At 57.8% G+C, this 24799-nt stretch carries 23 protein-coding genes; 11 read left to right on the top strand and 12 right to left on the bottom strand.

Going from position 1 to position 24799, the window contains the following annotated elements:
- Positions 1-119 precede the first annotated feature (119 nt).
- The 6 genes from AC790_RS12535 (at position 120) to AC790_RS12510 (ending at position 6798) form a co-directional block, all read left to right on the top strand.
- Complete coding sequence (locus tag AC790_RS12535; protein WP_007893736.1) at positions 120-1715, top strand: ABC transporter substrate-binding protein; 1596 nt, start codon at positions 120-122, stop codon at positions 1713-1715.
- A complete protein-coding gene (locus AC790_RS12530; protein WP_007893733.1) occupies positions 1715-2725 on the top strand; it encodes an ABC transporter permease in 1011 nt (336 codons plus the stop codon). Before AC790_RS12535 ends, AC790_RS12530 begins: the two co-directional genes overlap by 1 nt.
- Entirely contained in the window at positions 2722-3621 is a 900-nt protein-coding gene (locus AC790_RS12525; protein WP_049851986.1) for an ABC transporter permease, read from the top strand. The genes AC790_RS12530 and AC790_RS12525 overlap by 4 nt, the downstream gene beginning before the upstream one ends.
- Positions 3622-4449, top strand: coding sequence for an ABC transporter ATP-binding protein (locus AC790_RS12520; protein ID WP_049851985.1), 828 nt, complete (start codon positions 3622-3624; stop codon positions 4447-4449).
- A 100-nt stretch (positions 4450-4549) separates the two neighbouring features.
- On the top strand, positions 4550-5290 hold the full coding sequence (locus AC790_RS12515; protein WP_049851984.1) for an ABC transporter ATP-binding protein: 741 nt from the start codon (positions 4550-4552) through the stop codon (positions 5288-5290).
- A complete protein-coding gene (locus AC790_RS12510; protein ID WP_049851983.1) occupies positions 5287-6798 on the top strand; it encodes a serine hydrolase in 1512 nt (503 codons plus the stop codon). The genes AC790_RS12515 and AC790_RS12510 overlap by 4 nt, the downstream gene beginning before the upstream one ends.
- A gap of 68 nt (positions 6799-6866) precedes the next feature.
- On the opposite strand, the gene AC790_RS12505 is transcribed toward AC790_RS12510, so the two are convergent.
- From AC790_RS12505 to mntP, 10 genes are all read right to left on the bottom strand, one after another.
- Entirely contained in the window at positions 6867-7703 is an 837-nt protein-coding gene (locus tag AC790_RS12505) for a fumarylacetoacetate hydrolase family protein (RefSeq protein WP_007891888.1), read from the bottom strand.
- A 151-nt stretch (positions 7704-7854) separates the two neighbouring features.
- A complete protein-coding gene (locus AC790_RS12500; RefSeq protein ID WP_049851982.1) occupies positions 7855-8676 on the bottom strand; it encodes a M55 family metallopeptidase in 822 nt (273 codons plus the stop codon).
- A 103-nt stretch (positions 8677-8779) separates the two neighbouring features.
- Entirely contained in the window at positions 8780-9838 is a 1059-nt protein-coding gene (locus AC790_RS12495) for a P1 family peptidase (protein ID WP_049851981.1), read from the bottom strand.
- Between the two features lie 2 nt (positions 9839-9840).
- Positions 9841-10725 (bottom strand): ABC transporter permease subunit, encoded by an 885-nt coding sequence (locus tag AC790_RS12490; protein WP_007891891.1) that lies wholly within the window; start codon positions 10723-10725, stop codon positions 9841-9843.
- A complete protein-coding gene (locus AC790_RS12485) occupies positions 10725-11654 on the bottom strand; it encodes an ABC transporter permease (protein ID WP_007891892.1) in 930 nt (309 codons plus the stop codon). Before AC790_RS12485 ends, AC790_RS12490 begins: the two co-directional genes overlap by 1 nt.
- A gap of 275 nt (positions 11655-11929) precedes the next feature.
- Positions 11930-13471 carry a glutathione ABC transporter substrate-binding protein gene (locus tag AC790_RS12480; RefSeq protein WP_049851980.1) on the bottom strand — a complete coding sequence of 514 codons (1542 nt, stop codon included), beginning with the start codon at positions 13469-13471 and terminating at the stop codon, positions 11930-11932.
- A 21-nt stretch (positions 13472-13492) separates the two neighbouring features.
- Positions 13493-15355: an ABC transporter ATP-binding protein gene (locus AC790_RS12475; RefSeq protein WP_049851979.1), complete on the bottom strand. Its 1863-nt coding sequence runs from the start codon at positions 15353-15355 to the stop codon at positions 13493-13495.
- Between the two features lie 18 nt (positions 15356-15373).
- Positions 15374-16339: an N-acetyl-D-Glu racemase DgcA gene (gene dgcA / locus AC790_RS12470; protein WP_049851978.1), complete on the bottom strand. Its 966-nt coding sequence runs from the start codon at positions 16337-16339 to the stop codon at positions 15374-15376.
- Position 16340: 1 nt separating this feature from the next.
- Entirely contained in the window at positions 16341-17348 is a 1008-nt protein-coding gene (dgcN, locus tag AC790_RS12465) for an N-acetyltransferase DgcN (protein WP_007891896.1), read from the bottom strand.
- Positions 17349-17868: 520 nt separating this feature from the next.
- On the bottom strand, positions 17869-18441 hold the full coding sequence (gene mntP, locus AC790_RS12460) for a manganese efflux pump MntP (protein WP_007891897.1): 573 nt from the start codon (positions 18439-18441) through the stop codon (positions 17869-17871).
- Between the two features lie 285 nt (positions 18442-18726).
- Here mntP and AC790_RS12455 point away from each other — a divergent pair, with 285 nt between their 5' ends.
- The 4 genes from AC790_RS12455 to AC790_RS12440 all read left to right on the top strand — a co-directional run bounded on the left by AC790_RS12455 (position 18727) and on the right by AC790_RS12440 (position 21911).
- Positions 18727-18966, top strand: coding sequence for a DUF1158 domain-containing protein (locus AC790_RS12455; RefSeq protein ID WP_007891898.1), 240 nt, complete (start codon positions 18727-18729; stop codon positions 18964-18966).
- A gap of 535 nt (positions 18967-19501) precedes the next feature.
- The gene (mqo, locus tag AC790_RS12450; protein WP_007891899.1) at positions 19502-21112 is read left to right on the top strand and encodes a malate dehydrogenase (quinone); all 1611 of its coding nucleotides are present in this window, start codon (positions 19502-19504) and stop codon (positions 21110-21112) included.
- Between the two features lie 131 nt (positions 21113-21243).
- Positions 21244-21546 (top strand): type II toxin-antitoxin system HigB family toxin, encoded by a 303-nt coding sequence (locus tag AC790_RS12445; protein WP_036621935.1) that lies wholly within the window; start codon positions 21244-21246, stop codon positions 21544-21546.
- Complete coding sequence (locus tag AC790_RS12440) at positions 21546-21911, top strand: type II toxin-antitoxin system HigA family antitoxin (protein ID WP_049851977.1); 366 nt, start codon at positions 21546-21548, stop codon at positions 21909-21911. The genes AC790_RS12445 and AC790_RS12440 overlap by 1 nt, the downstream gene beginning before the upstream one ends.
- Positions 21912-21976: 65 nt before the next feature.
- Here the strand turns inward: AC790_RS12440 and AC790_RS12435 are convergent, their stop codons facing one another.
- On the bottom strand, positions 21977-22564 hold the full coding sequence (locus AC790_RS12435; RefSeq protein ID WP_007891924.1) for a LysE family translocator: 588 nt from the start codon (positions 22562-22564) through the stop codon (positions 21977-21979).
- Positions 22565-22700: 136 nt separating this feature from the next.
- Here AC790_RS12435 and AC790_RS12430 point away from each other — a divergent pair, with 136 nt between their 5' ends.
- Complete coding sequence (locus AC790_RS12430; RefSeq protein WP_007891925.1) at positions 22701-24191, top strand: PLP-dependent aminotransferase family protein; 1491 nt, start codon at positions 22701-22703, stop codon at positions 24189-24191.
- On the opposite strand, the gene AC790_RS12425 is transcribed toward AC790_RS12430, so the two are convergent.
- On the bottom strand, positions 24158-24781 hold the full coding sequence (locus AC790_RS12425) for a glutathione S-transferase family protein (protein WP_007891926.1): 624 nt from the start codon (positions 24779-24781) through the stop codon (positions 24158-24160). The two genes, AC790_RS12430 and AC790_RS12425, sit on opposite strands and share 34 nt — an antisense overlap.
- Positions 24782-24799: the final 18 nt, after the last annotated feature.

The following is a 24799-nucleotide window of genomic DNA, read 5'->3' as shown; positions in this document are numbered from 1 at the left end:
GACGCGTGAAACAAAAGGCTTAGAGCCGGTATTAATCCTCCCGCACAGGAGGAAAGTCAAGACAAAAAACAATCAAATAACAATTTTTTATTTTAATTATCAATCAGTTGGGAGTTTACATGGTTACCAGAAGACGTTTTCTTGCAGGATGCACTGCTGTACCTGTTGTTTCCTACCTCAGCCTGAATTCCACCTTTGCCGCCACGCCACCCAGCATGCTGGTCATCGCGATGCAGCTCGATAACATCACCAGCCTCGATCCGCACGAAAGCTTCGAAGCCACCGGCGGCCAGATCTGCGGCAACCTGTATCAACGTTTAGTCACGCCCGATCCGCAACAAGCCGACAAAGTGATTGGTCAGCTGGCGCAAAGCTGGGACGTCAGCAGCGATAACGGCACTTATACCTTCCATCTCGATCCGGCAGCGAAGTTCGCCGATGGTTCGCCGCTCACCGCGGAAGATGTGGCGTTCTCGATTGAACGTATCGTCAAGCTGGATAAGAGCCCGGCGTTTATTATCAACCAGTTCGGCTTTACCAAAGACAACGTGACGCAGCGGGTCACCGCCAAAGATGCACACACCGTGGAGATGAAACTCGGTGCGCCAGCGGCAGAAACCTTCCTGCTGTATTGCCTATCCGCCACCGTTGGCAGCATCGTGTCGAAGAAAGCCTGCCTGGCGAATCAGCAGAACAACGATTTTGGCAACGGCTGGCTGAAGCAGCACAGCGCCGGATCCGGGGCTTTCACCCTGCGCACCTGGAATGCCAGCGAAACGGTGATTCTGGAACTCAGCCCGCAATATGCCGCGCAGAGCAAAATCAAACGCGTGATCCTCAAACATATCGCTGACCCGGCGGCGCAGGCGCTGATGCTGAAAAAAGGCGATGTCGATGCGGCGTATGACCTCACCACCGAACAGTTGCTGCAGGTGAAAAACGACAGCAGCGTGGCGCTGGTGAATCAATCGTTGTCGGCCATCATGCTGATGTCGTGCAACACCAATAATCAGTACCTGAAAAAGCCGCAGGTGTGGCAGGCGCTGAAGTGGGCACTGGATTACGACAGCATTCAGAAAAACATTCTGTCGATGAGTTTTGTCACCCATCAGAGTTTCCTGCCGAGCGGTTTCCCGGCGGCGCTGGACGATACGCCATTCCACAAAGATCTGGCAAAAGCCAAAGCGCTGCTGGCCGAAGCCGGTTATCCGGACGGCTTCGAAATCACCCTCGATCACTACTCGATGCAGCCGTATCCGGACATTGCGCAGGCAATTCAAACCCAGCTGGGCGCGATTGGCATCAAAGTGTCATTGATTGCCGCCGAAAACCGTCAGGTGCTGACCAAAATGCGTGCGCGTCAGCATCAGCTGGCGTTGACCGTGTGGGGCGCCGATTACTTTGATCCCAACTCCAATACCGAAGCCTTCTGCGTCAACACCGATAACAGCGATAACGCGCGTGCGCGTACCCTGGCATGGCGCTGCAGCTGGTCAGATGAAGCGTTCAACAAACTGACCGAGCAGGCGCTGCATGAGCCGGATCCGGCGAAGCGTATCGCGCTCTATCAGCAGATTCAGCAGCTAGGCCGCGAGAAGAGCCCGTTCATTTTTATGATGCAGAAGACCAAAAATGTGGCCACCAGCAAAGCGCTGGCTGATGTACACATGACCGTGCTGGAGCAGTGGCCGTATGCGCAGGTGAAAAAAGCCTGATGCCGTTACTGAAGAGAATCGTCAGCACCCTGGGAAGCCTGGTGCTGACGCTGTTTGGCCTGTCGGTTTTGACCTTTTTCATCGGCCGCGTCATGCCCACCGATCCGGTGCTGGCGGCGGTCGGCGATAACGCACCGCAATCGGTCGTGGAGCGCGTGCGGGTGGAAATGGGGCTGGATCAGCCCCTTTACGTGCAGTTTGGTCACTACCTCAATCAACTGCTGCATGGCGATCTCGGTAAATCGATCCTCACCTCCAATCCGGTGAGCACCGATATCGCGCGCTTCTTCCCTGCCACCATGGAGCTGGCAACGGCCGCCATCATCATCGCGGCGCTGATTGGCATTCCGCTCGGCGTGTGGGCGGCGGTGCGCCAGAGTTCGTGGATCGACCAAACCATTCGCGTGATCTGTCTTGCTGGCCATTCGCTGCCGGTGTTCGTGCTGGCGCTGCTGAGCCTGCTGGTGTTCTACGCGGTGCTCGGCATTGCGCCCGGCCCCGGACGGCAGGACATCATCTGGCAGGATATGGTGCCGCAGGTTACCGGTTTCCTCACCATCGACTCGCTGCTGGCGGGTGAAGTTGACGCCTTCTGGGATGCGCTGGCGCACATGGCGCAGCCGGTGCTGATCCTGGCCTATTTCAGCATGGCCTACATCACGCGTATGACGCGCACCTTTATGCTCAACGCGTTGAGCGGCGAGTTCGTGATCACTGCGCGCGCCAAAGGGTTGTCGTCACGCCGGGTCATCTGGCGCCATGCGTTTCCCACCGTGGCGGTGCAGCTGGTGACGGTGCTGGCGCTGACCTACGCCGGCTTGCTCGAAGGCGCGGTGGTGACGGAAAACGTCTTCGCCTGGCCTGGCCTCGGCCAATATCTCACCACCTCATTGATGAACGCCGACATGAATCCGGTGGTTGGCGCAACGTTGCTGGTCGGCACCGTGTATGTGCTGCTCAACCAGCTGGCTGACCTTCTTTATCGACTTTGGGACCCGCGCGTAAAATGATCTTCTTCTCTCGTGACTGGCTGCTCGACGACACGCCAGCCAACCGTCGCCAGGCGGTGTGGGGCCGGCGTTATCGCCTGTGGCTGAGCCTGCGCAGCAATTCCCTGGCGATGGCCGGCCTGCTGGTGATTAGCGTGATGCTGTTTCTGGCGCTGTTTGCGCCGTGGCTGACGTCATTCGATCCCGGCGCGCAGCATCTGGAAAACCGCCTCGCTGCGCCTTCTGCCGCGCACTGGCTCGGCACCGATGAGCTGGGGCGCGATGTCTGGACGCGTATTATCTACGGCGGCCGCACCACGCTCGGCATGGTAATCGCTGTGGTGCTGCTCACCGCGCCGCTCGGCCTGCTGATTGGCTGCATCGCCGGTTACGCCGGCGGCTTCATCGATAAAGCACTGATGCGCATCACCGATATCTTCCTCGCCTTCCCGCGTTTGATTTTGGCGCTGGCCTTTGTTGCCGCACTGAAACCGGGCGTGGAGAGTGCGATTCTGGCGATTGCCCTCACCTCGTGGCCGCCGTATGCGCGCCTGGCGCGCGCCGAAACCCTGCAGTTCCGCCACAGCGACTTTATCGCTGCCAGCCGTCTGACCGGCGCCTCGCCGCTGCGCATCATTCTGCGCCATATCATGCCGCTGTGCGTGCCGAGCCTGATTGTACGCATCACGCTGGATATGAGTTCCATCATCATTACCGCCGCCAGCCTGGGCTTTCTCGGCATGGGCGCGCAGCCGCCCTCACCGGAATGGGGCACGATGATCGCCACTGCGCGTCGCTTCCTGTTCAGCGAATGGTGGGTGCCCTTAATGCCCTGTATCGCGATTTTCCTGACGTCGCTGGCGTTCAACTTTCTCGGCGACGGTCTGCGCGACGTGCTGGATCCTAAGGAGCGCTAAATGTTGGTGGAAATTGAAAATCTGCGCATCGCCTTCCGTTCACGCACCGAGACCTTTGAAGCGGTGCGCGGCGTGAGTTTTAGCGTAGGCCGCGAGAAGTTCGCCATCGTTGGCGAAAGTGGCTCTGGCAAATCGTTGACCGCGCGCAGCCTGATGCAGTTGCTGCCGGGCAATGCCGAGGTCAGCGCCGACGTACTGCGCTTTGATGGCATCGATCTGCGCGGTGCCAGCGAAAAAGTGCTGCGTAAAATTCGCGGCAAGCGCGTCGGTTTTATCCTGCAGGACCCGAAATATTCGCTCAATCCGGTGATGACCATTGGCCAGCAGATTGCCGAAGCCTGGCGCGAGCACAAAGGCGGCAGCCATAAAGCAGCGATGCAGGCAGCGATTGCGCTGCTGGAACAGGTGAAGATTCGCGATCCGGCCGCCGTGGCGAAACGCTATCCGCATGAAGTGTCTGGCGGCATGGGGCAGCGCGTGATGATTGCCATGATGCTGGCGCCCGATCCGGAACTGCTGATCGCCGATGAACCCACCAGCGCGCTGGATGCCACGGTGCAAGCCGAGATCCTCAAGCTGATTGACGAGCTGGTGTCAGCGCGCGGCATGGGGCTGATCCTGATTAGCCACGATCTGCCGCTGGTGTCGCACTTCTGCGATCGCGTGGCGGTGATGTACGCCGGTCGCATCGTCGAGCTGTTAGATGCCGGGCAACTGCAGCAGGCGCAACATCCGTATACGCGCGGTTTGCTGGCCTGTTTGCCATCGTTGCGTCATCCGCGTGAGCGTTTGCCCGTATTGCAGCGCGATGCCGCATGGCAGGAATAATTGGCCAGGTCGCCATGAATGGCGACCCTACGACCGTTCAGCGCGTTTTTGTAGGGTCGGCATTCATGCCGACCGTTTCAATGCCCGCTGGGAGCAAACCATGATTCAAATCGATAACCTGCGCATCAACTTCGGTGCGCACACAGCGGTGAAAGACGTCAGCTTTGCGGTGGGTAACGGCGAAAGCTTTGGCCTGGTCGGTGAAAGCGGCTCGGGCAAATCCACTATTCTGCGCGCCCTCGCCGGGCTGAATGCTGACTGGCAAGGCAGCATGCTGTTTGGCGGCATGCAGCTCAGCGCCAAACGCAGCCGCGCCTTCTATCGTCAGGTGCAAATGGTGTTTCAGGATCCGTTTGGTTCGCTGCATCCGCGTCAAACCATCGATCGTATCCTGCACGAACCGCTGCTGGTGCATCAGCTCGATCGCGCCGAACAGCGCATCAGCCAGGCATTAAGCGAAGTCGGTTTACCGGCGGCAGTACGTTTTCGCTATCCGCATCAGCTGTCGGGTGGTCAGCGTCAGCGCGTAGCGATTGCCCGCGCACTGATCGCCGAACCGGAAGTGCTGCTGCTGGATGAGCCGACTTCAGCGCTGGATGTGTCGGTGCAGGCCGAAATTCTCAATTTACTCAGCGATCTACGCAGCGAGCGCAAACTCACCTACATTATGGTGACGCATAACCTCGCGGTGGTAACGCACCTGTGTCAGCGCATTGGCGTGATGCAGAATGGTGAGATGGTGGAGCAGCTGAGCGCCGACGATTTGCGTGCGCGGCGCATCCAGCATCCACATACCGCCCAACTTTTCGATCTCAGCATGACGCTGGAGGAACCGGCATGACCGCTAACTGGCAACACGCCGCGCAGGTCGCACAACAGATCACTGAAAGCTGGCAACAGCCTGGCGCACCGGGCGGCGCAATCGTGCTGTTTGATGCGCAGCAGATTCACTCAACCCACTGCGCCGGCTTGGCCGATTTGGCGCAGCAAACGCCGTTTAGCGCCGACAGCGTGGTGCGTTTCGCTTCCATCACCAAACATATCTTTGCCGCTTTAGTGACGGGACCCGGCCGCCGCTATCTGCAGCTTGATGACACGCTGGCGCAGCATCTGCCGCAGCTCAGCGGCGCCAACGGGCAGATTACCGTTGGTCAGGCGCTGGATATGAGCAGCGGCTTGCCGGACGTGCGCGAAACCTTATCGCTGCTGGGATTGTCGGTGTACAACGCGACGAGCGCCGCCGACCTGTTGGATTTTATCGCGCGTGAAGGCGAGCTCAACTATGCGCCCGGCAGCGAAATCTCATACACCAACACCGGCTATCGGCTGGTGGAAGAAGCGTTAAAAGCCAAAGGCGTGGGCTTCAACGATCTGCTGCAGCAGTACCTCTGCGATCCGCTAGATATCAACCTGATTGCGCCGGAAAGCTGGTTTGATGTCGTGCCAGGTTTAGTGCCGGGTTACTGGCAAAACGGCGCACGCTGGCAGCTTGCCAGCGCCGGTTTACATCTTTCTGCTTCGGGTAGCGTGACCGGCAGCCTGAACCATTTGACGCGCTGGCTGCAAAGCCTGCTGGCCGATAGCGGACCGGGCGCGGGCGTGCTGCAGCGCCTGACTGCGCCGCGCAATCTCAACGATGGCCGCACCAGCGGTTACGGTTTGGGCATCACCAGCTCGACGCTTGGCAGCCAGACGCTGTTTGGCCACGGCGGTTCGCATGCCGGCTATAAGAGCTATTTCCTGCTGCATCCGGAGTTAAAACTTGGCGTGGCGCTGGTCGCCAATCGCGAAGATGTCACCACCTCGGAAAGCGTGTTGCGCGTGATGGCGGCGCTGCTTAAGCGCGAATTGCCGGAGAAAGGACACGATTTAACGCCGGGGCTGTACGTGGCGGAAAACGCGGCCGACTGGCTGGAGATCAACGGCGTGACGGCCACCTGGCTCGGCGCCGGTGAAACGTTGTGGCGTGACGATGCGCATGGCGATGCGGTATCGCTCTCCAGCACCTTTCCGATGCAGTTACGCCATGATGGCGCGGCGATTGTGGGTGAAATTGGCCATGCCGCGCGGCGTTTTTTGCCGGTGCAGGCCGATCGGGCCAGCCTCGATAATCTGCAAGGCCGCTGGTTGGCGCCGCAGTGGCGCAGCGAGTTGGTGATTGAGGACGACAGCCTAATTATGGGCATCGGCCCGGCAGCCATTCGTGCCCGGTTGCAGTCGCTGGGCGGCGATCGCGTACTGGCCACCGCGCAGGATGGGCCGTGGGAGAAGTGTTTTGTGATTACGCGTGAAGGCGATTCGCTGCGGTTAATGTTGAACCGCAGCCGCGTGGTGAAGTTTAGGCGTTAAACACCGCGCGATGAATCGCGCCGCTACGGTATGTGCACGTATTGGTAGCGGCGCAATTTATTGCGCATTCAGGCCACACGGTGACGCAATCGTCCGATTTTCTCGATTTCCACTTCAATCTCATCGCCGGGGAACATAAACAGCGGTGGCGTGCGTTTTTTACCGACGCCGCCCGGAGAGCCGGTGATGATCACATCGCCCGGCGACAGCGGGCTGAACGCTGAAATGTACTCAATGATCTTCGCCACCGGATGCACCATGCTGGCGGTGGTATCGTTCTGCACTTCGCGCTGATTGAGCCAGGTTTTAATCGCCAGCTGCTGCGGATCGGGGATCTCGTCGGCGGTGGTCATCCACGGGCCGAATCCACCGGTTTGCTGCCAGTTTTTGCCGGCGGTGAACCAGGTAAACTGCATATCGCGTACCGTGGCGTCCATAAAGCAGCTGTAGCCAGCAACGTGCTGCAGCGCATCGGCGGCCTTCACCTGATAAGCGGCTTTACCGATGATCACCGCCAGTTCGCCTTCGTAATCAAACTCTTGCGTGGTGGCCGGTTTCAGCAGCGGCTGTTCATGTGCCGCCAGCGAATCTGCGAAACGTACAAACAGCGTTGGCGCTTCAATCGTCTCGGCAAACTCTTTGCGTTTATCGGCGTAGTTCATGCCAACGCAGAACACTTTGCCAGGATTTTCCACCACCGGCAGGAAGCGAATAGCGCTAAACGGATGATCAACTGGCTGTGAAAGGTAGGCATCGAGATCGCTCAACGCGCCGCGTTGTAGCAAAGTTTTCAGATCCGGACAGTCAGCGCCGAGGCGCGCGCCGATATCAATCACGCCCTCTTGCTGCACAATACCGTAACTTTTTCTTTGCTGGTCAATAAGATAAAAACTGCAGAGCTGCATGACTGCCTCGTTGTTATATATAAATTGCGCGCAGGTTAGCAAAATTCAGCAGGAAATGCGGACCGACCTGCTGATTTAGCGGTCGCCATAAATGGCGCCCCTACGTGTTGCAGGTGGCAACGTCGTAGGGTGCGCATTAATGCGCACCGGATTACGACTGCGTGCTCGCCAGATAGGAGAAGGCGCTCAGCAGGCTAATCAGTGTATTCATATCATCCGCGCGATAGCCGACGGTAACCGCGTCGATGTGCGTCACGCCGGGAATCAGACTGAACAGATCCGCCAGCACCGGTTTGCTGGCCTGTAGCTGCATCTCATAAGGCGCGCTCAGGCGCGTGGTGCTGACCTGCCGTTTACGCTGCACGGCGGCGGTCGCCGCTACGCGAATGGCGTTTTGCGCCGCCTGCGGACTGATAGATTCCGCGCAGGTGTGCGAAATCGCGCGTTTCACGCAGACGTAATCCACCGATGGATAGTGTTCAGCCATCCAGCCTTTAAGCTGATCGTCACCGCTCACCAGCCACAGCGGCGTGCCCTGTTCAGCCGCCGCTGCCGCATAAATGTCGCTTTCGCCCATCACCTTGCCGTTGATGTGAATACGCCAGAACGCGCGGCCGTTAATGGTGTGCGCCAGCACGCCAGGCTCGCCCGCCGCGCTGTGATAGCCAATAAAGAACAGGCCATCAAACGGCTGCTGCTCAATGCCTTCCACCATTGATAAACCGCGCGGTTTGCCCTGTACCATGCGCGCACGCGGATCGATATTTTCCGCACGCAGGTTGGTCATCTGCGCGTGGCTGTCAGCCACCACCACTTCGGTGGCACCACCGGCAAATGCGCCATCGATAGCGGCGTTGACTTCCTGTTCCATCAATCCACGCGCCAGTTGGTATTCCGCGTGGCCGGGTGAACACTGTTCCGGGCGCATCACGCCCGCAATGCCTTCAATATCGGCTGAGATGAATATTTTCATGAGGTTATCTTGGGTTCCGTGCAATTTTTAACACGGTCGCCATGAATGGCGACCCTACGAAGCGATATGTCTGCACCGGTCATGTGTTTTGTAGGGGCGGCATTTATGCCGACCGGGACGACAGCGCCAATCGATCCAAAACGTCGGTTAACGATGGGCGATGATGGCCGCGGAAACCGGTGACGGCTTCGGCGCTCAGCAAGGCATCCAGCACCGCGTGTTCGGTGGCATCAGCAGCGGCGGCGAGCAGCGGTTCCAGCGCCGATTCTTCCGGCGGTTGCGGCTGCGGCTGGGTGGAGAACGCCACAGCAATATCGCCCGAACCGTGGCCCCAATAGCTGCCCAAACGTCCTAAACCGGCACCGGCGCGTTTGGCGACGCGCTTGAGTTGCCGTGCATCAAGCGGCGCATCGGTCGCCATAATAATGATGATGGAGCCGGCATCACGCTGTGGCGTCAGTTCCGGCAGCAGCGGCGCAATCATCTCGCCGAGGCGCACGCCGTCCAACGTCAGTGCGGTTAAGGCACCAAAGTTGGCCAGCACGAATACGCCAAGCGTGGCATTGAGCGACGGAATCAGGCGCGATGCCGTGCCAATGCCACCTTTTAAACTGAAGCAGCTCATACCGCGCCCGGCACCGACGCTGCCGCGCGCAAAATCGGCGGTGGCGTTATCCAGTGCCTGTTGCGCCATGGCTTCCGTGATTGCCAGCGCCTGAATATCGTTGAGCCAGCCATCGTTGCACTCCAGCGCCAGCGGATTGACCGTCGGCAAGCTGCGGCCCAACTCGTGGTTGCGGCTGATGGCATCGCGCACCAGCGTGGTAAATAGCGTGCCCACCGCCAGCGTGTTGCTGAGCAAAATCGGCGTCTGCAGCACGCCCAACTCTTCAACCTGCACCAGGCCAACCGGCTTAGCGAAACCGTTGAACACCGCAGCCGCACAGGGCAGCGGCTGAGTAAACAGATTGTCGCCCGGCGGCACAATCGCGGTGACGCCGGTTTGCCGCTCGCCATCGGCCAGCGTGTAATGTCCGACGCGCACGCCCGGCACATCGCTTAGGCGATTGTTGGCACCACTAACGGTGCGCGGTTGTCCCAGCTGACGCTCGCTGCGCCAGCGTTGCAGCAGCAGGTCGCGCTGCAGTTGTTGAAAGTCCATGCTTAGCTCTTTAGTTTGGGATCGAGCGTGTCGCGCAGCGCGTCACCCAGCAGGTTAAACGCCAGTACGGTAATAAATATCGCCAGCCCCGGAAACACGCTGACGTGCCACAAGCCGGCCATCATCATGCTGCGGCTCATCGCCAGAATATTGCCCCACTCCGGCACATCGGGTTCCGGGCCAAGGCCGATAAAACTCAGCCCGGCAGCAGTGAGAATACTGGTGCCGATACGCATGGTGAAATAGACAATCACGTTAGAGAGCGTGCCCGGCAGAATATGGCGCAGCAGAATCACGCGATCCGGCGCACCGGCACAGCGCACCGCTTCCACGTACGCCGCCTGCTTCAGCGACAAGGTGGAAGCACGCACGATACGCGCAAATACCGGCACGCTGAAGATCGCCACCGCGATGATGACGTTATTCAGCCCCGGGCCGAGAATCGCTACCACCGCGATCGCCAGTAGCATGCCAGGAAAGGCAAACAGCACGTCGGAGCCGCGCATGATCAGCATATCGATCCAGCGGCCATAATAGCCCGCCAGCAGCCCCAGCAGCACGCCAACCACCATGCCGAGCGTGACCGACAGCACGCCGACGTACAGCGAGATGCGCGCGCCAAAGATGATGCGGCTGAAGAGATCGCGGCCCAATTCGTCGGTGCCCATCCAGTGCGTGCTGGACGGCGGCGAGGACAGCGCCATCCAGTCCGGCGCCATCGGGTCCCAGGGCGCGAGCCACGGCGCGAAAATAGCCACCAGCACCAGCAGCAGTACAAAACCACCAGAGACCAGCGCCAGCGGATTACGCACCAGCGCGTGCAGGAAATCACGCCACGGCGAACGGATCGCCTCCTGCGCGTGGGCAGGCAGAGATTGCAGACTCATTACGGCTCCTGTCGCAGGCGAATCGCTGGGTTGACCACGGCATACAGCAGATCGACCAGCAGGTTAATCACAATAAATTCAAACACGAACAGCATCACTAACGCCTGGATCACCGGCTGATCCTGCGCCTTGATCGACTCGATCAACAGCCAACCTAATCCCGGCCAGTTGAAGACGCTTTCGACCACGATCGATCCGCCGAGCAGAAAACCAAACTGCAAGCCGAGCATGGTGATCACCGGGATCAATGCGTTACGCATCACATGTTTCCACGTCACCAGCCGATTGCGCAGCCCTTTAGCTTTGGCGGTGCGCACGTAATCTTCCTGCGCCACTTCGAGAAACGCCGAGCGGGTGAAGCGCGCCATCACCGCCGCCACCGACGAACCGAGCGTGATAGCCGGTAATACGATGTCGCTGGGTTGATTGAAGCCGCTGACCGAAAACAGGCCAAACGGCATGGCGACGAACTGGATCAGCAACAGACCCAGCCAGAAGGTCGGCATCGAGATGCCGCCGACGGCGACGCTCATCAAGGTCCAGTCCTGCCATTTACCGCGTTTCAGGGCGGCAAAGACGCCGAGGAACAGGCCGAGAATGACCGACCAGGCAAAACCGGCCAGCGCCAGCCACATCGTCGGCATAAAGCCTTGTTTGATGACGTCCAGCACCGGCTGTTGGGTGCGGTAAGTGACGCCAAGATCGCCGCGCAGCAGGCCGCCGATCCAGTTGATATATTGCTGCGGCAGCGGATCGTTGAGCCCGAGATGTTGACGCGCGGCTTCCACCGCAGCCAAAGGCGCATCCGGCCCAGCGTAGATGCGCGCCGGATCGCCAGGCAGCAGCTTGATGAAGCCGAAGACCAGCAGCGAGACCACCAGCAGAACGGGGATCATCTCCAGCAATCGGCGAATGATGTATGCGAACATGCGGTTCCTTTATATTTGGTATGGTGCTGGGTGTAACAGATTGTGCTGGGTGCCCCAGATCGTGCTGGCTGTCCCCCATCCCGGCCTTCCCCCGCTTGCGGGGGAAGGAGACGCTGCCACATGCAGCTACAGCACTCACATGTGGCAGCATCTTCCTCCCCCATTGCAGCTACAGCACTCACATGTGGCAGCATCTTCCTCCCCCATTTATGGGGGAGGAGCGAGGAGGGGGACAGCAAGCACATTCGTAGGGGCAGCCCGCACCCACCCAACCTTTACTTAAACGCCGCCTGATTAAACAGGAAGTTACCATCCGGCAGCATCGACACACCGCTCAGCGTGCTGCGCTTGCCAACCAGATTGTCTGGCGTGCCGAGGAAAGCCACCGGTGCCTCTTTCCACAACACTTTCTGCGCTTCAGCGTACGCCTCGCCACGTTTGGCCGGATCGGCGGTGGCTAAGCCACCGGCAATCGCTTTGTCGGCTTCGGCATTGCTGAAGTACGAAACGTTGTACGAGGTTGGCACCCAGGATTCGGTGGCATAAAGCGGACGCAGTGCCCAGTCGGCATCACCGGTTGAGGTCGACCAGCCGCCGTAATAGAGGTCAAATTCCGCCTCTTTCGGATCCTTCACGCCCCATAGTTTGGCGTTACGCGTGCCGGAATCCATCGGCGTGACCGTGGCGCGAATGCCGACCGTTGCCAGCTGCGCTTTCAGCACCTGCGCGGCACGCACGCTGGCGGTGGCGTTGGTGACCCACAGTTTCAGGTCGAGGCCGTTCGGATAACCGGCGGCTTTCAACAGCGCTTTGGCTTCATCCGGTGCATAGCGATAGTTCGGCGCGCTCTGCTTCTGATAGAACTGCACGCCTGCAGGAATCGCCGAGCTGGCCGGTTTGCCCATGCCGGCAAAGGCGACTTTTAGCCATAGATCGCGGTCGATGGCGTAGTTGATCGCCTGGCGTACACGTATATCGGCCAGCGGTTTGTGCTGGGTGTTGATCGCCATGTAGTAGAGGTAAATGCTCGGATCGCGCTGGACCGCCAGTTTGCTATCACTCTGCACGGTGGCGATCAGATCCGACGGTAGCGGCCAGATCGCATCAACCTGGCCCGACTTCAGTGCCGCGACGCGCGTAGCATCTTCCGGACTTGGCGAGAAGATCACGTTATCCACCTTCGGCCAGCCCTTTTGCCAGTAGCCATCATACTTTGCCAGCGTCACCGCTTTACCCGGCTGCCAGGTGACGAATTTGAAGGGACCGGTCCCCACCGGATGCAGACGCAGCTGCGCTTCTTCCGGATATTGCTTGAGGATTGCCGGGCTCCACATCACCGCCGACGGATGCGCCAGCGTGTTGATGAAGGCACCAAACGATTGGTTAAGCTCGATTTTTACCTGATCCGGCGCCAGCACCGTCACCTTCTCAATCATCTTGTACAGACTGTTGCGCTTGAGGCCTTTTTTCTGGTCGGCGAGGCGATCGAGGTTGGCTTTTACCGCTTCGGCATCAAACGGCGTGCCGTCCTGGAAAGTGACGTCTTTACGCAGCGTCAGGGTAAATTCGGTGGCGCTGTCATTGTTGGTGTAACCGGTGGCCAGCCACGGCTGCAATTTCATCTGCGCATCGAACTGGAACAGGCGCTCAAAGATGCCGCTCTGCACCGAGTAGCTGACGTTGTCTGAGGTATCGTGCGGATCGAGGCCGGTGATGTCGGCATACATCGAAATGCGCAGATCCTGTGCCTGAGCCGCGGCGGCCAGCGAGAGGGTCAATCCGAGCGCAAGCGCCGTACGGCGGAAAATCGGGTTCATGAAATCTCCTGGTATTGAGGGTTAGCGCGAAACAAAGTCAGCGACCCAGTGTTGCGGAGCAACCTGGCGATAACGCGGTTTAATGACCGTTTCTCCCACCTTGCGCAGCGGCGAAGGAATTTCGCTCTCTTCGAAAGTGCGGGGTTGACGGTTCTGGGGATCGGCTACCGGCACCGAGGCCAGCAGACGTTGGGTATAAGGATGTTGTGGCTGGTTAAACACCGACTGGCGCGGCCCGAGCTCGACAATCTGGCCGAGATACATCACCGCCACGCGGTTGGCGATGCGCTCTACCACCGCCATATCGTGCGAGATAAAGATCCACGCCACGCCGGTTTGCTGCTGCAGATCCATCATCAGATTGACCACCTGCGCCTGAATCGACACGTCGAGCGCCGAGACCGCTTCATCGGCGATGATCACTTTGGGTTTCAACGCCATGGCGCGTGCGATGGCGATGCGTTGACGCTGGCCACCGGAAAACTCGTGCGGATAGCGCTGCGCATGTTCCGGCAACAATCCCACGCTTTTTAGCAGCGCATCGACCTGCGGCGAAGCTTCTTCCAGCGACTTCACCATGCCATGCAGCAGCAGCGGTTCAGCAATGGTGAAACCAACCGTCAAACGTGGATTGAGCGAGGCGTAGGGATCCTGGAACACCATCTGGATTTCACGGCGCAGCGGCTGGAACTGCGCCTCTTTAAGATTGGCAATTTCATTACCCTGGAAATGGATGCTGTCGGCGTCGCTGTTGATCAGCCGCATCAGCGCACGACCGGTGGTAGATTTACCGCAGCCGCTTTCGCCGACAATCGCCAGGGTTTCGCCCGGCCACAGGCTGAAATCAATCTGCTCCACCGCGTGCACCTGGTGGGTCAGCGCCGAGAAAATCCCGCTGCGAATCGGGTAGTACACTTTCAGACCGCGTACATCCAGCAGCGGCGTTTCGTCGTAGCGCGCGGTGCGCTGCTCGCTGCGATCGTTGACCTCGCTGCCCAACAGCGGAAAACGCTGCGGCCACGCGTGTTCGCGCATATCGCCCAGCTTTGGCACCGCGGCGAGTAGCGCTTTGGTATAAGGATGCTGCGGCGCATTGAAGATGTCGCTGACCGTGCCCTGCTCAACCACTTCGCCTCGCAGCATCACCACCACGCGATCGGCGATTTCGGCCACCACGCCCATGTCATGGGTGATGAACAGCACCGCCATCTGCTTCTCGCGTTGCAGGTCGCGCAGGATGTGCAGAATGCGCGCCTGCACGGTAACGTCCAGCGCGGTGGTCGGCTCATCGGCAATTAACAGCTGCGGATCGCAGGCCAGCGCCTGGGCAATCATCACGCGTTGGCGCATGCCGCCCGACAGCGAATGCGGATAGCTTTTCATAACGCGATCCACATCGGCGATGCGCACCTGACGCAGTAATTCGCGCGCGCGCGCCTCGGCCTGGCTTTTGTCACAAATCTGGTGGTCACGCAGCGCTTCGGTCAGCTGATCGCCAACGCGTAATACCGGATTGAGCGAGGTCATCGGCTCCTGAAAAATCATCGCCATCTCGCGGCCACGCAGGGCGCGGCGCTGAGGTTCATTCAGGCTGGCCAGTTGATGGGCTTTGCCCTGACGATCGCGAAACTGCATGCTGCCGCGATCGATACGGCCAGAGGCGGCGAGTAAGCCCATCACCGCCAGCGAGGTGACCGATTTACCCGAGCCACTTTCGCCCACCACGGCGACAATTTCGCCCTGATGAATGTTAAAACTGATGCCCTTCAGCGCCTGATTTTCGCCGCTGCGGCCGCGAAAGCTGACGCTGAGGTCCTGAATCGCGAGCACCGGTGGTGAACCGGCAACGCTGGCGGCGTTGGGGGTAAGTAAAGTGTCCGTCATCGTTGCTCCGCGTGCGGGTTACAGCCAGATTTGGCCTTGAGCGTAAGAAAGGAACGGCGAGCTGTCAGCGGCCAACCAGATCGGGCCATCGAGGTCGACGTGTTCCGCGGCAATCGCCACCGGCAACGCCGCCTCCATCGCCAGTGATGAGCCGAGCATGCAGCCCACCATCAGCCGCATATCCAGCTTCTGCGCCTCTTTCACCATCGCTAGCGCTTCGGTTAAACCGCCGCACTTATCCAACTTGATGTTGATCATTTCGTAGCGATTGCGCAGCGGCGCGATGTCTTCCCGCGTGTGGCAGCTCTCATCGGCACAGATTGGAATCGGGTGCGCAAAACGCTGCAGCGCCTGATCCTGCCCCGCCGGCAGCGGCTGCTCGACCATCGCAATGTTAAAGCTGACCAGCGCGTTGAGCAGGCTGGGCAAATCCACGCCTGACCAGGCTTCGTTAGCATCAATGATTAACGTGGCGCGCGGCGCGGCCTGACGAATCGCGGCGACTTTCTCCAGAATTTCGTCGCGATTGAGTTTGATTTTCAGCAGGATGGCACCGCGTGATACCGCATCGGCAGCAGCGGCGGCCATGTTCGCGATGGAATCGAGGCTGAGGGTTTCGGCGGTGATCACCGAGGGCGGCTGAAGGCGTTCGCACTGTTGCCACAGCGTGTGTTTCGCCAGTGCAGCATCCAGGCGCCACAGCGCACAGTCCAGCGCATTACGCGCTGAACCCGCAGACAAACGGCTTTGCAGATCGAGGCGGCTCAAACCCGCTTCAATGTCGGCGCGCAGCGCGTCCAGCTCGGCGTTGACGCTTTCCGGCGTTTCATCGTAGCGCGGCGTTGGCGTACATTCGCCACGGCCAATAAAGCCGTTTTGCTCCAGCGTTACGCGAATTACCGTAACCGCCGTACGCGTGCCACGCGAGATGGCAAACGGACGCGCCAGCGGCAGCTCCAGCACTTCAATCTGCATGCGCCGCATGTTAGCCGCGCTCCTGCAGCAGCGCGGCGATATCCGCAATGCCGAAGCGCACCGGATCGGTGGCAGGCACACCGAATTCAGCGCTGACCTCTGCACAATAGGCGCGCGCTTCCTCTTCGCTGTAGTTCGAGGTGTTGATGGCGAAACCGGCCAGCTGCACGGCATCACTGGTGACATGCGCCGCGCGCAGGTTGGCTTCGACACAATCTTTCAGGCTGACCATCGGCTGATGCGGCAGATGGCGCATATGCGGACGGCCCATTTCGTGGCACATCACCAGCCAGTGCGGCTGCGCACCGTGAATCAGGCCCATGCTGACGCCAGCATAGGAAGGATGGAACAGCGAACCCTGACCTTCAACGATATCCCAGTGATCGGCGTCATTGGCGGGCGACAGCGCTTCAACGGCACCGGCGATGAAGTCGGCAATCACCGCATCAATCGCAATCCCTTCGCCTGCCACTAAAATGCCGGTCTGACCGGTAGCGCGGAAATCGGCTTTCATGCCGCGTTCGCGCATCGCCGCTTCCAGCGCCAGCGAGGTGTACATTTTGCCCACTGAGCAGTCAGTGCCAACAGTAAGCACTCGCTTACCTGTACGCTTTTTACCGCTGCCGACGTTCAATTTTGGACGCATATGGCGCAGGTCGAACAGCTCCACGCCGAACTCTTTGGCCAATGCCACCAGCTCAGGCTCATCCACCAAACGATGATGTAAACCGCTGGCAACGTTCATACCAGCGGAAATGGCGCTTTTTACCGTGTCGAGCCAGTGTGTTGGCAGGTAACCACCCGCATTGGCGGTACCGAGCACCAGCGTTTTGGCCCCGCGCGCTTTAGCAGCGTTAATATCGAGCTCGTCGAGGCCAAGGCTGACGGTGCAGCCCGGCAATTTGATTTCGCCAACGCACTGCTCCGGTCGCCAGACCTGAATGCCGCGTGCCGTTTTAGCGGCCAGTGGATCGGTTACGTCGCCGAGGAAGAGTAAATAAGGTTGTGGGATCAGCATGATGTTTCTCGTTTCAGACGGTTTAGAGGGCCTGAGCTGACTATTTCATGCAGAAGAAAGGGTGACGAATGCTTGTTTAGTAGCGGGGTATAACCTGCGGCTATAGCCAGATCTAAATGTGATGGCTGAAGGGATAAATCAATCTATTAGCGGGGAAATGGCAGGGAAAGCGGTTGGAGAGATAAGAAAACAGTTGATAACCACAGGTCGATCCCTGACCGCGATTATCGAGGGTATTCTGGGGAGATCTTAATTAAGAGCACCCGGCGGTACGTGTTTGAAGGTTTCTACATAAGAACGGAACACGTAGCGGAAAAAGCGTTTCATAAAGCACCTGATTCAAAAATTGTTGAAGAAATACGCAAAAAGTATAGCGTCTGAGCGTTTTTACTGCAATTATTTTTGAAGTAGATCACAGAATAGGGATTTATTGCGGGTTTGCGGTGGTCGCCATGAAGGTACGACCAGGCACAGTGGAAGTTGTAGGGTGCGCATTTATGCGCACCAGGCAGCAGCATCGTTAGTTAAACCAACCCATGTGCTGGCTTAAAATGGTGCAGCCAATACTGATCAGTACCACGCCGCCAAGCACTTCAGCCCATTTGCCCATTACCGGGCCGATAAAACGTCCAACCAGCACGCCGGTGGTCGCCATCACGGTGGTGGCGGCGCCGATGGTGACGGCGGTCATGATGATATTGACCTGCAGAAATGCCAAACCCACACCCACCGCCAGCGCATCCAGACTGGTGGCGACAGCGGTCAATGCCAGCACCATAAAACCGTGACGCTGCGGCGCTTCGCAGGGCTCATCAGCCGTTTGACGGAAGCCTTCCATGATCATACGGCCGCCCAGCACGCTTAACAGACCGAAAGCGACCCAGTGATCCCATGCCATAACATAGCGACTGGCCGCCAGGCCAATTGCCCAGCCAATCAGCGGCGTCAGCATTTCGATGACGCCAAAGATCAAGCCCGTACGCAGCGCTTCTTTGAAATTCGGGCGATGCAATGATGCGCCTTTGCCCAGTGCTGCAGCGAAAGCGTCCATCGACATACCAAAGGCCAGAATCAGGGTTGCGATAAATGTCATGGGTTTTCAATCAATGCCGCGGAACAGGCCCTGAAGCCGCTACTTCTCCGCATTTATTGTTCAGTAATGAAAAAGTGCGCGCAGTCTAACACGCAAAAACACCAAAAAAAAGACAGTAAAATCAGGGCTTTAAGTATAGCAAAGGCTATAACTCTTAACTTTCGCTATTTTTGACGCTAAGTGAATGGAATAGAAGAAATTTCTTAGCGCGATCCGGCACGGGGATTGCACCCCAGCGCCATTTTATGCGCTAATGCCCGCGCTAACTGATTTGGAAAAATGACCATGAATAACCCGTTCGAAACGCTGATTATCCCGGGTGGCATTCTGCTGCTGGGCTTTCTCTCTGCACTGCTGCTGCCCGCGCCCTCGTTTGGCATTGAGCTGGCAAAACAGCTGCAAGAAAGTTTGCACCTGATGGATGTTAATCAGCTGTATACGATTGTCTTTAGCCTGTGGTTTTTGCTGCTGGGCGCGATTGAGTTCTTCGTGATTCGCTTCCTGTGGCGACGTCGCTCGCGCTGATCGCTTTTCCTGCAAGGTGATGCATTTTTCTTCTGCATGGCATGCCTGCTCACGCCTAAATTCATCACCACAAAAATGTAACATTACTTTTACACGGCATGGCGAAATATCACGCAACATAAATTCCGCATAAATAGTCAATTTACGTAAATCACTTAAAATTCATATAATTAATTTGTGACGCACCTCACTACCTATTAACGCACCCGCCAATAACACTCACAAACCCATAACATTCACATTACTATAAGCGTCTGATTAAGAGATAAAAATCCCTTATGGCAGCGGGGTTGAGCTGATTAATTCTTATGCTGAATCATTTCCGCCTTTAAAAAATAAACAAACGTTTAATTCCGATACGAGAATGTTATATTCGAATGCATATGCATAACGTGCAGTTAACCGTTATCGTCCCCATGACTTATACCTGAGTCTTAACCTTTGAGAAGTAGCGCCACGCGCTCGAAAGAAGCGCGGCTATTTCGCCTGCGAACCTGTTGAGCTTCAGGTCAACAGAGAGAGGAGATGTCGCCTCATGAGTACTACTGCGGTAAATCTGGCGCTCGCCGCCGCTGGCAAGGAAAGCGCAAACCTTCAGGAACGAAAAGACGTCGACGTACTGCTGATTGGCGCAGGCGTGATGAGTGCGACCCTCGGCACATGGCTGCAGGATCTCGAGCCTGACTGGTCGATTGAGATGGTTGAACGCCTTGATGACGTGGCGGTTGAATCCTCGAATGGCTGGAACAACGCTGGCACCGGCCACGCCGCGCTGGCCGAGCTGAACTATACGCCGCAGAAGGCGGATGGCAGCATCGACATCGCTAAAGCGGTGGCGATTAACGAATCGTTCCAGATTTCGCGCCAGTTCTGGGCTTATCACGTTCAGAAAGGCAACCTGCGCAATCCCAAAAGCTTTATCCACAGTACGCCGCACATGAGTTTCGTCTGGGGCGACGATAACGTTGAATTCCTGCGCAAGCGCTTCAATGCGTTGCAGAAAAGTACGCTGTTCCGCGGCATGAGCTATTCAGAAGACCGCGATCAAATCACCCAGTGGATTCCGCTGGTGATGAATGGGCGTGACAGCAAGCAGAAAGTCGCCGCCACCTGGACCGAGATGGGTACCGACGTGAACTTCGGTGAAGTGACGCGTCAGCTGATTGCTGCTTTAGAGAAGAAAGCCAATTTCCGTCTGCGTCTACGCCAGGAAGTGCGTGATATCAAGCGCCTGAGCGATGGCCGCTGGCAGGTAAGCCTGCATAATCTGGTCAGCGGCGAAGATCGCGTGCTGACCACGCGCCAGTTGTTTATTGGTGCCGGCGGCGCGGCGTTGCCGCTGCTGCAGAAATCGGGCATTCCGGAAGTGAAAGGCTACGCCGGTTTCCCGGTGGGCGGCTCTTTCCTGGTGACGGAAAATCCGGAGGTGGTGAAACAGCACATGGCGAAGGTGTATGGCAAAGCCAGCGTCGGCGCCCCGCCGATGTCGGTGCCGCATGTCGATACGCGCGTGCTGGATGGCAAACAAGTGCTGCTGTTTGGCCCGTTCGCCACCTTCTCCACCAAATTCCTCAAGCAAGGTTCGCTGCTGGATATGTTCGGTGCGATGAATGGCAGTAACCTGAAACCGATGGTGCAGGTTGGCCTGAAGAGTTTCGACCTGGTGAAATATCTGGTTGATCAGGTGCTGCAAAGCGACAGCGATCGTATGGAAGCCTTACGTGCTTACGTACCGCAGGCACAGCAGGAAGATTGGCGTTTGGTGACGGCAGGCCAGCGCGTGCAGATCATCAAAAATGATGCCAAAGAGGGCGGCGTCCTGCGTCTGGGCACCGAAGTGGTGACCTCGGAAGACGGTACAATTTCGGCGCTGCTCGGCGCATCGCCTGGTGCATCAACCGCGGCACCGATTATGCTCGAGCTGATGGCGAAAGCCTTCCCAGAGCAGATGCGTTCACCGGAATGGCAGACCAAAATCCGCATGGTGATCCCATCGTGGGGTCGCAAGCTGAACGGCGATGTGGCGCTGACCGAGAAAGTGCTGGCAGATACCAGCCGCGTGCTGCAGCTCGATTACGAGCCCGTTGTTACACCGGATGCCGCCAACGATGAAGCGCGCGAAACGGCGCATGTGGTGGGGAAGTAACAAGGTAGCATTGTTTGCTGCAAAGATGAGAGGCCGCACAAGCGGCCTCTTTTTTTATGCCTAACGCAAGAAATGTCCCAAATTGGGATTCAGGTTTGTTATAGTCCCAAAACGGGATTAAGATGCGCTGCATGAGAATTATATCGGTAAGGTCATTAAGGGAGTTTATGACGGCGAACCCCGACTCTTCGCAGCCGTTAAGAGCCTGGATTGATGAAGCACAAAAGGCCGACTGGTCAAGCCCGGCAGACATCAAGGAACAATACCGCCACGCCAGCATCCTTAAAGGCAGCCGAGTGGTATTCAACATCAAAGGAAACGATTATCGACTGATAGCGGCCATCGCGTATCCACAGAAGCTGATATTTATAAAGTTTATCGGCACACATCGGGAATATGACGCGATTGACGCTAATACGGTGGAGCAACGCTAATGACACTAACCATTAAACCCATTCATTCCGAACAGGATTACGAAGCCGCTCTTGAGGCTATCTCGCCGCTCTTTGAAGATGTGCCTGAGCTCGGCACGCCAGAGAGCGATTATATGATCGTGATGAGCATGCGCATTGAGGCATGGGAAAAAAAGCATTATCCCATAGAGGCGGCAGATCCGATTGAAGCCATTAAATTCCGCATGGAGCAACAAGGGCTGACAGCCAAAGATTTGGAGCCTGCCATCGGTCGTCGTAATCGCGTTTATGAAGTGCTCAATGGGAAACGTTCTTTATCACTGGAAATGATCCGTAATCTGCATAAGCAGTTTGGTATTCCATTGGAGAGTTTGGTTGGATTGTGAGTGGTTGCGGTCGCCATGAATGGCGACCCTATCATTACGGTGCACCGCCATGCGCATCGTAATGGTTAACTCAACAACACTGCGTCGTACAGCATCCAACCGGTGGTGGCCACCAGCGACAATGCCATCAAACTGTTAAACGCCTGACGTTTCCACGCTACCTGCAGATGGCTGCGTAGGCGGTCGCCCAATGCAGCCCAAATCAAGATGCACGGCAGATTCAGCGCCGCGAATCCCAGTAACACGGTTAGCACGCCGTTGCTGTTGGCGTATATCAGCGCCACATTCGTCACCATCAACCACGCTTTTGGGTTCACCGCCTGGAAACAGATGCCGCCAATTAACGTCATGGGGCGCGGGCGTTCGCGTAGCTGCGGTGCGCCGGCGCGGAATATCTTCCACGAAAGCCACAGCAGATAACTGCATCCGACCACTGTCAGCGGCAGGCGAATCGCGCCCATCCAGTGCAACAACACATCGAGCGCCATACTCGCCAGCAGCATCTGAATCGCACAACCCAGTAGAATGCCAAATAGCATCGGCAGCGTGCGTTTGAAGCCAAAGTTGACGCCGGAAGTCGCCAGCAGCAGGTTGTTCGGGCCGGGAGTGATCGACATAACGGTGACATAGCTGAAAAATGAGGGATCGAGCATGGCGTACTTCCTTAACAATCAATGATGCCTTCATGCTAATGCGTACGCTGCAATGGAAACAGAGACACAAAATGACTATTGTGATGGATACAGTTGTCTCAAATATGAATTGTATCCATCGCGCGCGGAGGCTTTTGTGTCCCTTCCCCTTTCTTCCGGCCAAACGCTGTATCAGCAGTTGGTCGATAGCTTTGCCGAGTCGATTCATCAGGGCACCCTGAAGCCGGGCAAGCGGCTGCCGGCGATTCGCCGCGTGGCGCAATCGCATCAGGTTAGTATCAATACGGTGCTTAATGCGTGGCAAGTGCTTGAAGATCGTGGCCTGATCGAATCACGTCCGCAATCCGGCTATTACGTGCGTGGCGTGCTGCCCGCCGTGACGCGCGCGGTAAAACCGTTACCTCCCAAAATTAACGATCCCAGTGCGCAAAAGCTGGAACTGATTGAGCAGGTGTTCGCCGCGCAAAATAATCCGGAGTACACCAATATCTCGCTGGCCTGTCCGCAGGATGGCACCTTCTATCCTGCGGCGCGTATCGGGCGCATTACCGCATCGATTTTACGACAGAATCCCGACATTATCGGACGCTATGCGCTGCCGCCTGGTAGTGAGCGCTTACGGGAGGAGATTGCACGGCGCGCGCTGCATAATGGCATCAACCTGCCGCCACAAGCGATCACCCTTACCCACGGCTGCATGGAAGCGTTGCAGCTGGCGCTGCGTGCGGTGACCAAACCTGGCGACTGCATCGGTCTGGAATCGCCGACCTATTTTTTCCTGTTCCCGCTGCTGGCCTCGTTGGGACTGAAGGCGCTGGAAATCCCCACCGATCCGCAGCAAGGGTTGTCGCTCGATGCGCTGGAGATGCTGCTGCAGGAGAAACGTATTCAGGCAGTGATCGCCATGCCGGGCGCACAGAACCCGCTGGGCTATGTGATGCCGCTGGAGAACAAAAAGCGCCTGGCGAAGTTAGTGAATACTTACCACGTTCCGCTGCTGGAAGATGGTTTGTATGACGAATTGCAGTTTGAGTGGCCGCTGTCACCGCCGGTGAAGGCCTTTGATAGTGACGGCTGGGTGATTTACTGCACCAGCTTTACCAAAACCGTGGCGCCCGATTTTCGCGTCGGCTGGACCGCCGCCGGACGTTTTCATCACGCCATCGCTCACCTCAAAGCGGTTTCATCGATGGCGGAGTCACGTTTGCTGAGCGAAACGCTGGCCGAATTCCTGGCAAGCGGCGGTTACGATCATCATCTGCGTACGCTGCGTCGCCGCTATGCGGCGAATCTGGATGCGGCACGCGGCATTCTGGCGCGCCACTTTCCGCAGGGCACGCGCGCTACCCTGCCGCGCGGCGGGTTTGTTTTCTGGGTAGAACTGCCGGGCAAAGTCGATACCGTGGAGATGTTTCACCGTCTGCTTCAGGAGCACATTTGTGTGACGCCGGGCGCGCTCTACTCGCTGAGCGATCGCTATACGCACGCGTTGCGCCTCTCCTGCTGCTATCCGTTTGATGAGCGTTACACCTGGGCACTGCAGCGCACCGGCGCGCTGGCCTGTGAGATGACAGGCCTCGCGCCGGGACAGGATCAGGGTTTGCCGTTGCGGCCCCAGGTGGTGTAAGGCTCGCGCTCGGTCAGGCGCTCGTAATAGGTTTGCACCGCCGGGAAGTGAGGATGCTCCAGCGGTGTTTCGAACCAGCGATTCACCGCCAGCCCAACCGGAATATCCGCCAGCGAGAAATTACGGCCTGCGACGTAGCGCCCGGTTTTTTCCAAATGCTGGTTAAGAATGTTCATGGTGTGCGACCAGCCTTTGACGGCAGCGGCCAGCAAGCGCGGATCCTGGTGCGCTGGCGAGTTGCGTACCAGCGACATAAACGCGTAGCGCCAGGACGTGTTCAGTTCGGTGGCTTGCCAATCCATCCACTGATCAACCGGTGCCCGCGCGCGCGGATTTTCGGGATAGAGCCAGTCGCCGCCGTTGCTGTTCGCCAGATAGCGCAAAATGGTGTTGGATTCCCACAACACGAAATCGTCCTCGATCATCACCGGGACCATCGCGTTGGGATTGAGCGCCATAAATTCTGCTGAGTGCAGCGATTGCGGATCGTCGCCCCAGGGTTCAGATTCATACGCGATATCCAGTTCTGCGCACAGCCACAGAACTTTTCGCACATTAATTGAAGAAGTACGGCCAAGAACTTTTAACATTGCAGACTCCGATTGCAG

It is taken from the genome of Pantoea sp. RIT-PI-b, from assembly GCF_001187905.1.
Lineage (GTDB): Bacteria > Pseudomonadota > Gammaproteobacteria > Enterobacterales > Enterobacteriaceae > Pantoea > Pantoea nemavictus.
This window is presented reverse-complemented; position numbering and strand designations above follow the sequence as displayed.

Bases quoted from the DNA above. Each gene is read 5' to 3' on its own strand.
- AC790_RS12440 (WP_049851977.1), top strand. From the start codon at position 21,546: ATGACACTAACCATTAAACCCATTCATTCCGAACAGGATTACGAAGCC.
- AC790_RS12455 (WP_007891898.1), top strand. From the start codon at position 18,727: ATGAATAACCCGTTCGAAACGCTGATTATCCCGGGTGGCATTCTGCTG.
- AC790_RS12505 (WP_007891888.1), bottom strand. From the start codon at position 7,703: ATGCAGCTCTGCAGTTTTTATCTTATTGACCAGCAAAGAAAAAGTTAC.
- AC790_RS12495 (WP_049851981.1), bottom strand. From the start codon at position 9,838: ATGGACTTTCAACAACTGCAGCGCGACCTGCTGCTGCAACGCTGGCGC.
- mqo (WP_007891899.1), top strand. From the start codon at position 19,502: ATGAGTACTACTGCGGTAAATCTGGCGCTCGCCGCCGCTGGCAAGGAA.
- AC790_RS12445 (WP_036621935.1), top strand. From the start codon at position 21,244: ATGAGAATTATATCGGTAAGGTCATTAAGGGAGTTTATGACGGCGAAC.
- AC790_RS12500 (WP_049851982.1), bottom strand. From the start codon at position 8,676: ATGAAAATATTCATCTCAGCCGATATTGAAGGCATTGCGGGCGTGATG.
- AC790_RS12475 (WP_049851979.1), bottom strand. From the start codon at position 15,355: ATGACGGACACTTTACTTACCCCCAACGCCGCCAGCGTTGCCGGTTCA.
- AC790_RS12515 (WP_049851984.1), top strand. From the start codon at position 4,550: ATGATTCAAATCGATAACCTGCGCATCAACTTCGGTGCGCACACAGCG.
- AC790_RS12525 (WP_049851986.1), top strand. From the start codon at position 2,722: ATGATCTTCTTCTCTCGTGACTGGCTGCTCGACGACACGCCAGCCAAC.
- AC790_RS12530 (WP_007893733.1), top strand. From the start codon at position 1,715: ATGCCGTTACTGAAGAGAATCGTCAGCACCCTGGGAAGCCTGGTGCTG.
- dgcA (WP_049851978.1), bottom strand. From the start codon at position 16,339: ATGCGGCGCATGCAGATTGAAGTGCTGGAGCTGCCGCTGGCGCGTCCG.
- AC790_RS12485 (WP_007891892.1), bottom strand. From the start codon at position 11,654: ATGTTCGCATACATCATTCGCCGATTGCTGGAGATGATCCCCGTTCTG.
- AC790_RS12535 (WP_007893736.1), top strand. From the start codon at position 120: ATGGTTACCAGAAGACGTTTTCTTGCAGGATGCACTGCTGTACCTGTT.
- AC790_RS12490 (WP_007891891.1), bottom strand. From the start codon at position 10,725: ATGAGTCTGCAATCTCTGCCTGCCCACGCGCAGGAGGCGATCCGTTCG.
- AC790_RS12480 (WP_049851980.1), bottom strand. From the start codon at position 13,471: ATGAACCCGATTTTCCGCCGTACGGCGCTTGCGCTCGGATTGACCCTC.
- AC790_RS12435 (WP_007891924.1), bottom strand. From the start codon at position 22,564: ATGCTCGATCCCTCATTTTTCAGCTATGTCACCGTTATGTCGATCACT.
- AC790_RS12510 (WP_049851983.1), top strand. From the start codon at position 5,287: ATGACCGCTAACTGGCAACACGCCGCGCAGGTCGCACAACAGATCACT.
- AC790_RS12520 (WP_049851985.1), top strand. From the start codon at position 3,622: ATGTTGGTGGAAATTGAAAATCTGCGCATCGCCTTCCGTTCACGCACC.
- AC790_RS12425 (WP_007891926.1), bottom strand. From the start codon at position 24,781: ATGTTAAAAGTTCTTGGCCGTACTTCTTCAATTAATGTGCGAAAAGTT.
- dgcN (WP_007891896.1), bottom strand. From the start codon at position 17,348: ATGCTGATCCCACAACCTTATTTACTCTTCCTCGGCGACGTAACCGAT.
- mntP (WP_007891897.1), bottom strand. From the start codon at position 18,441: ATGACATTTATCGCAACCCTGATTCTGGCCTTTGGTATGTCGATGGAC.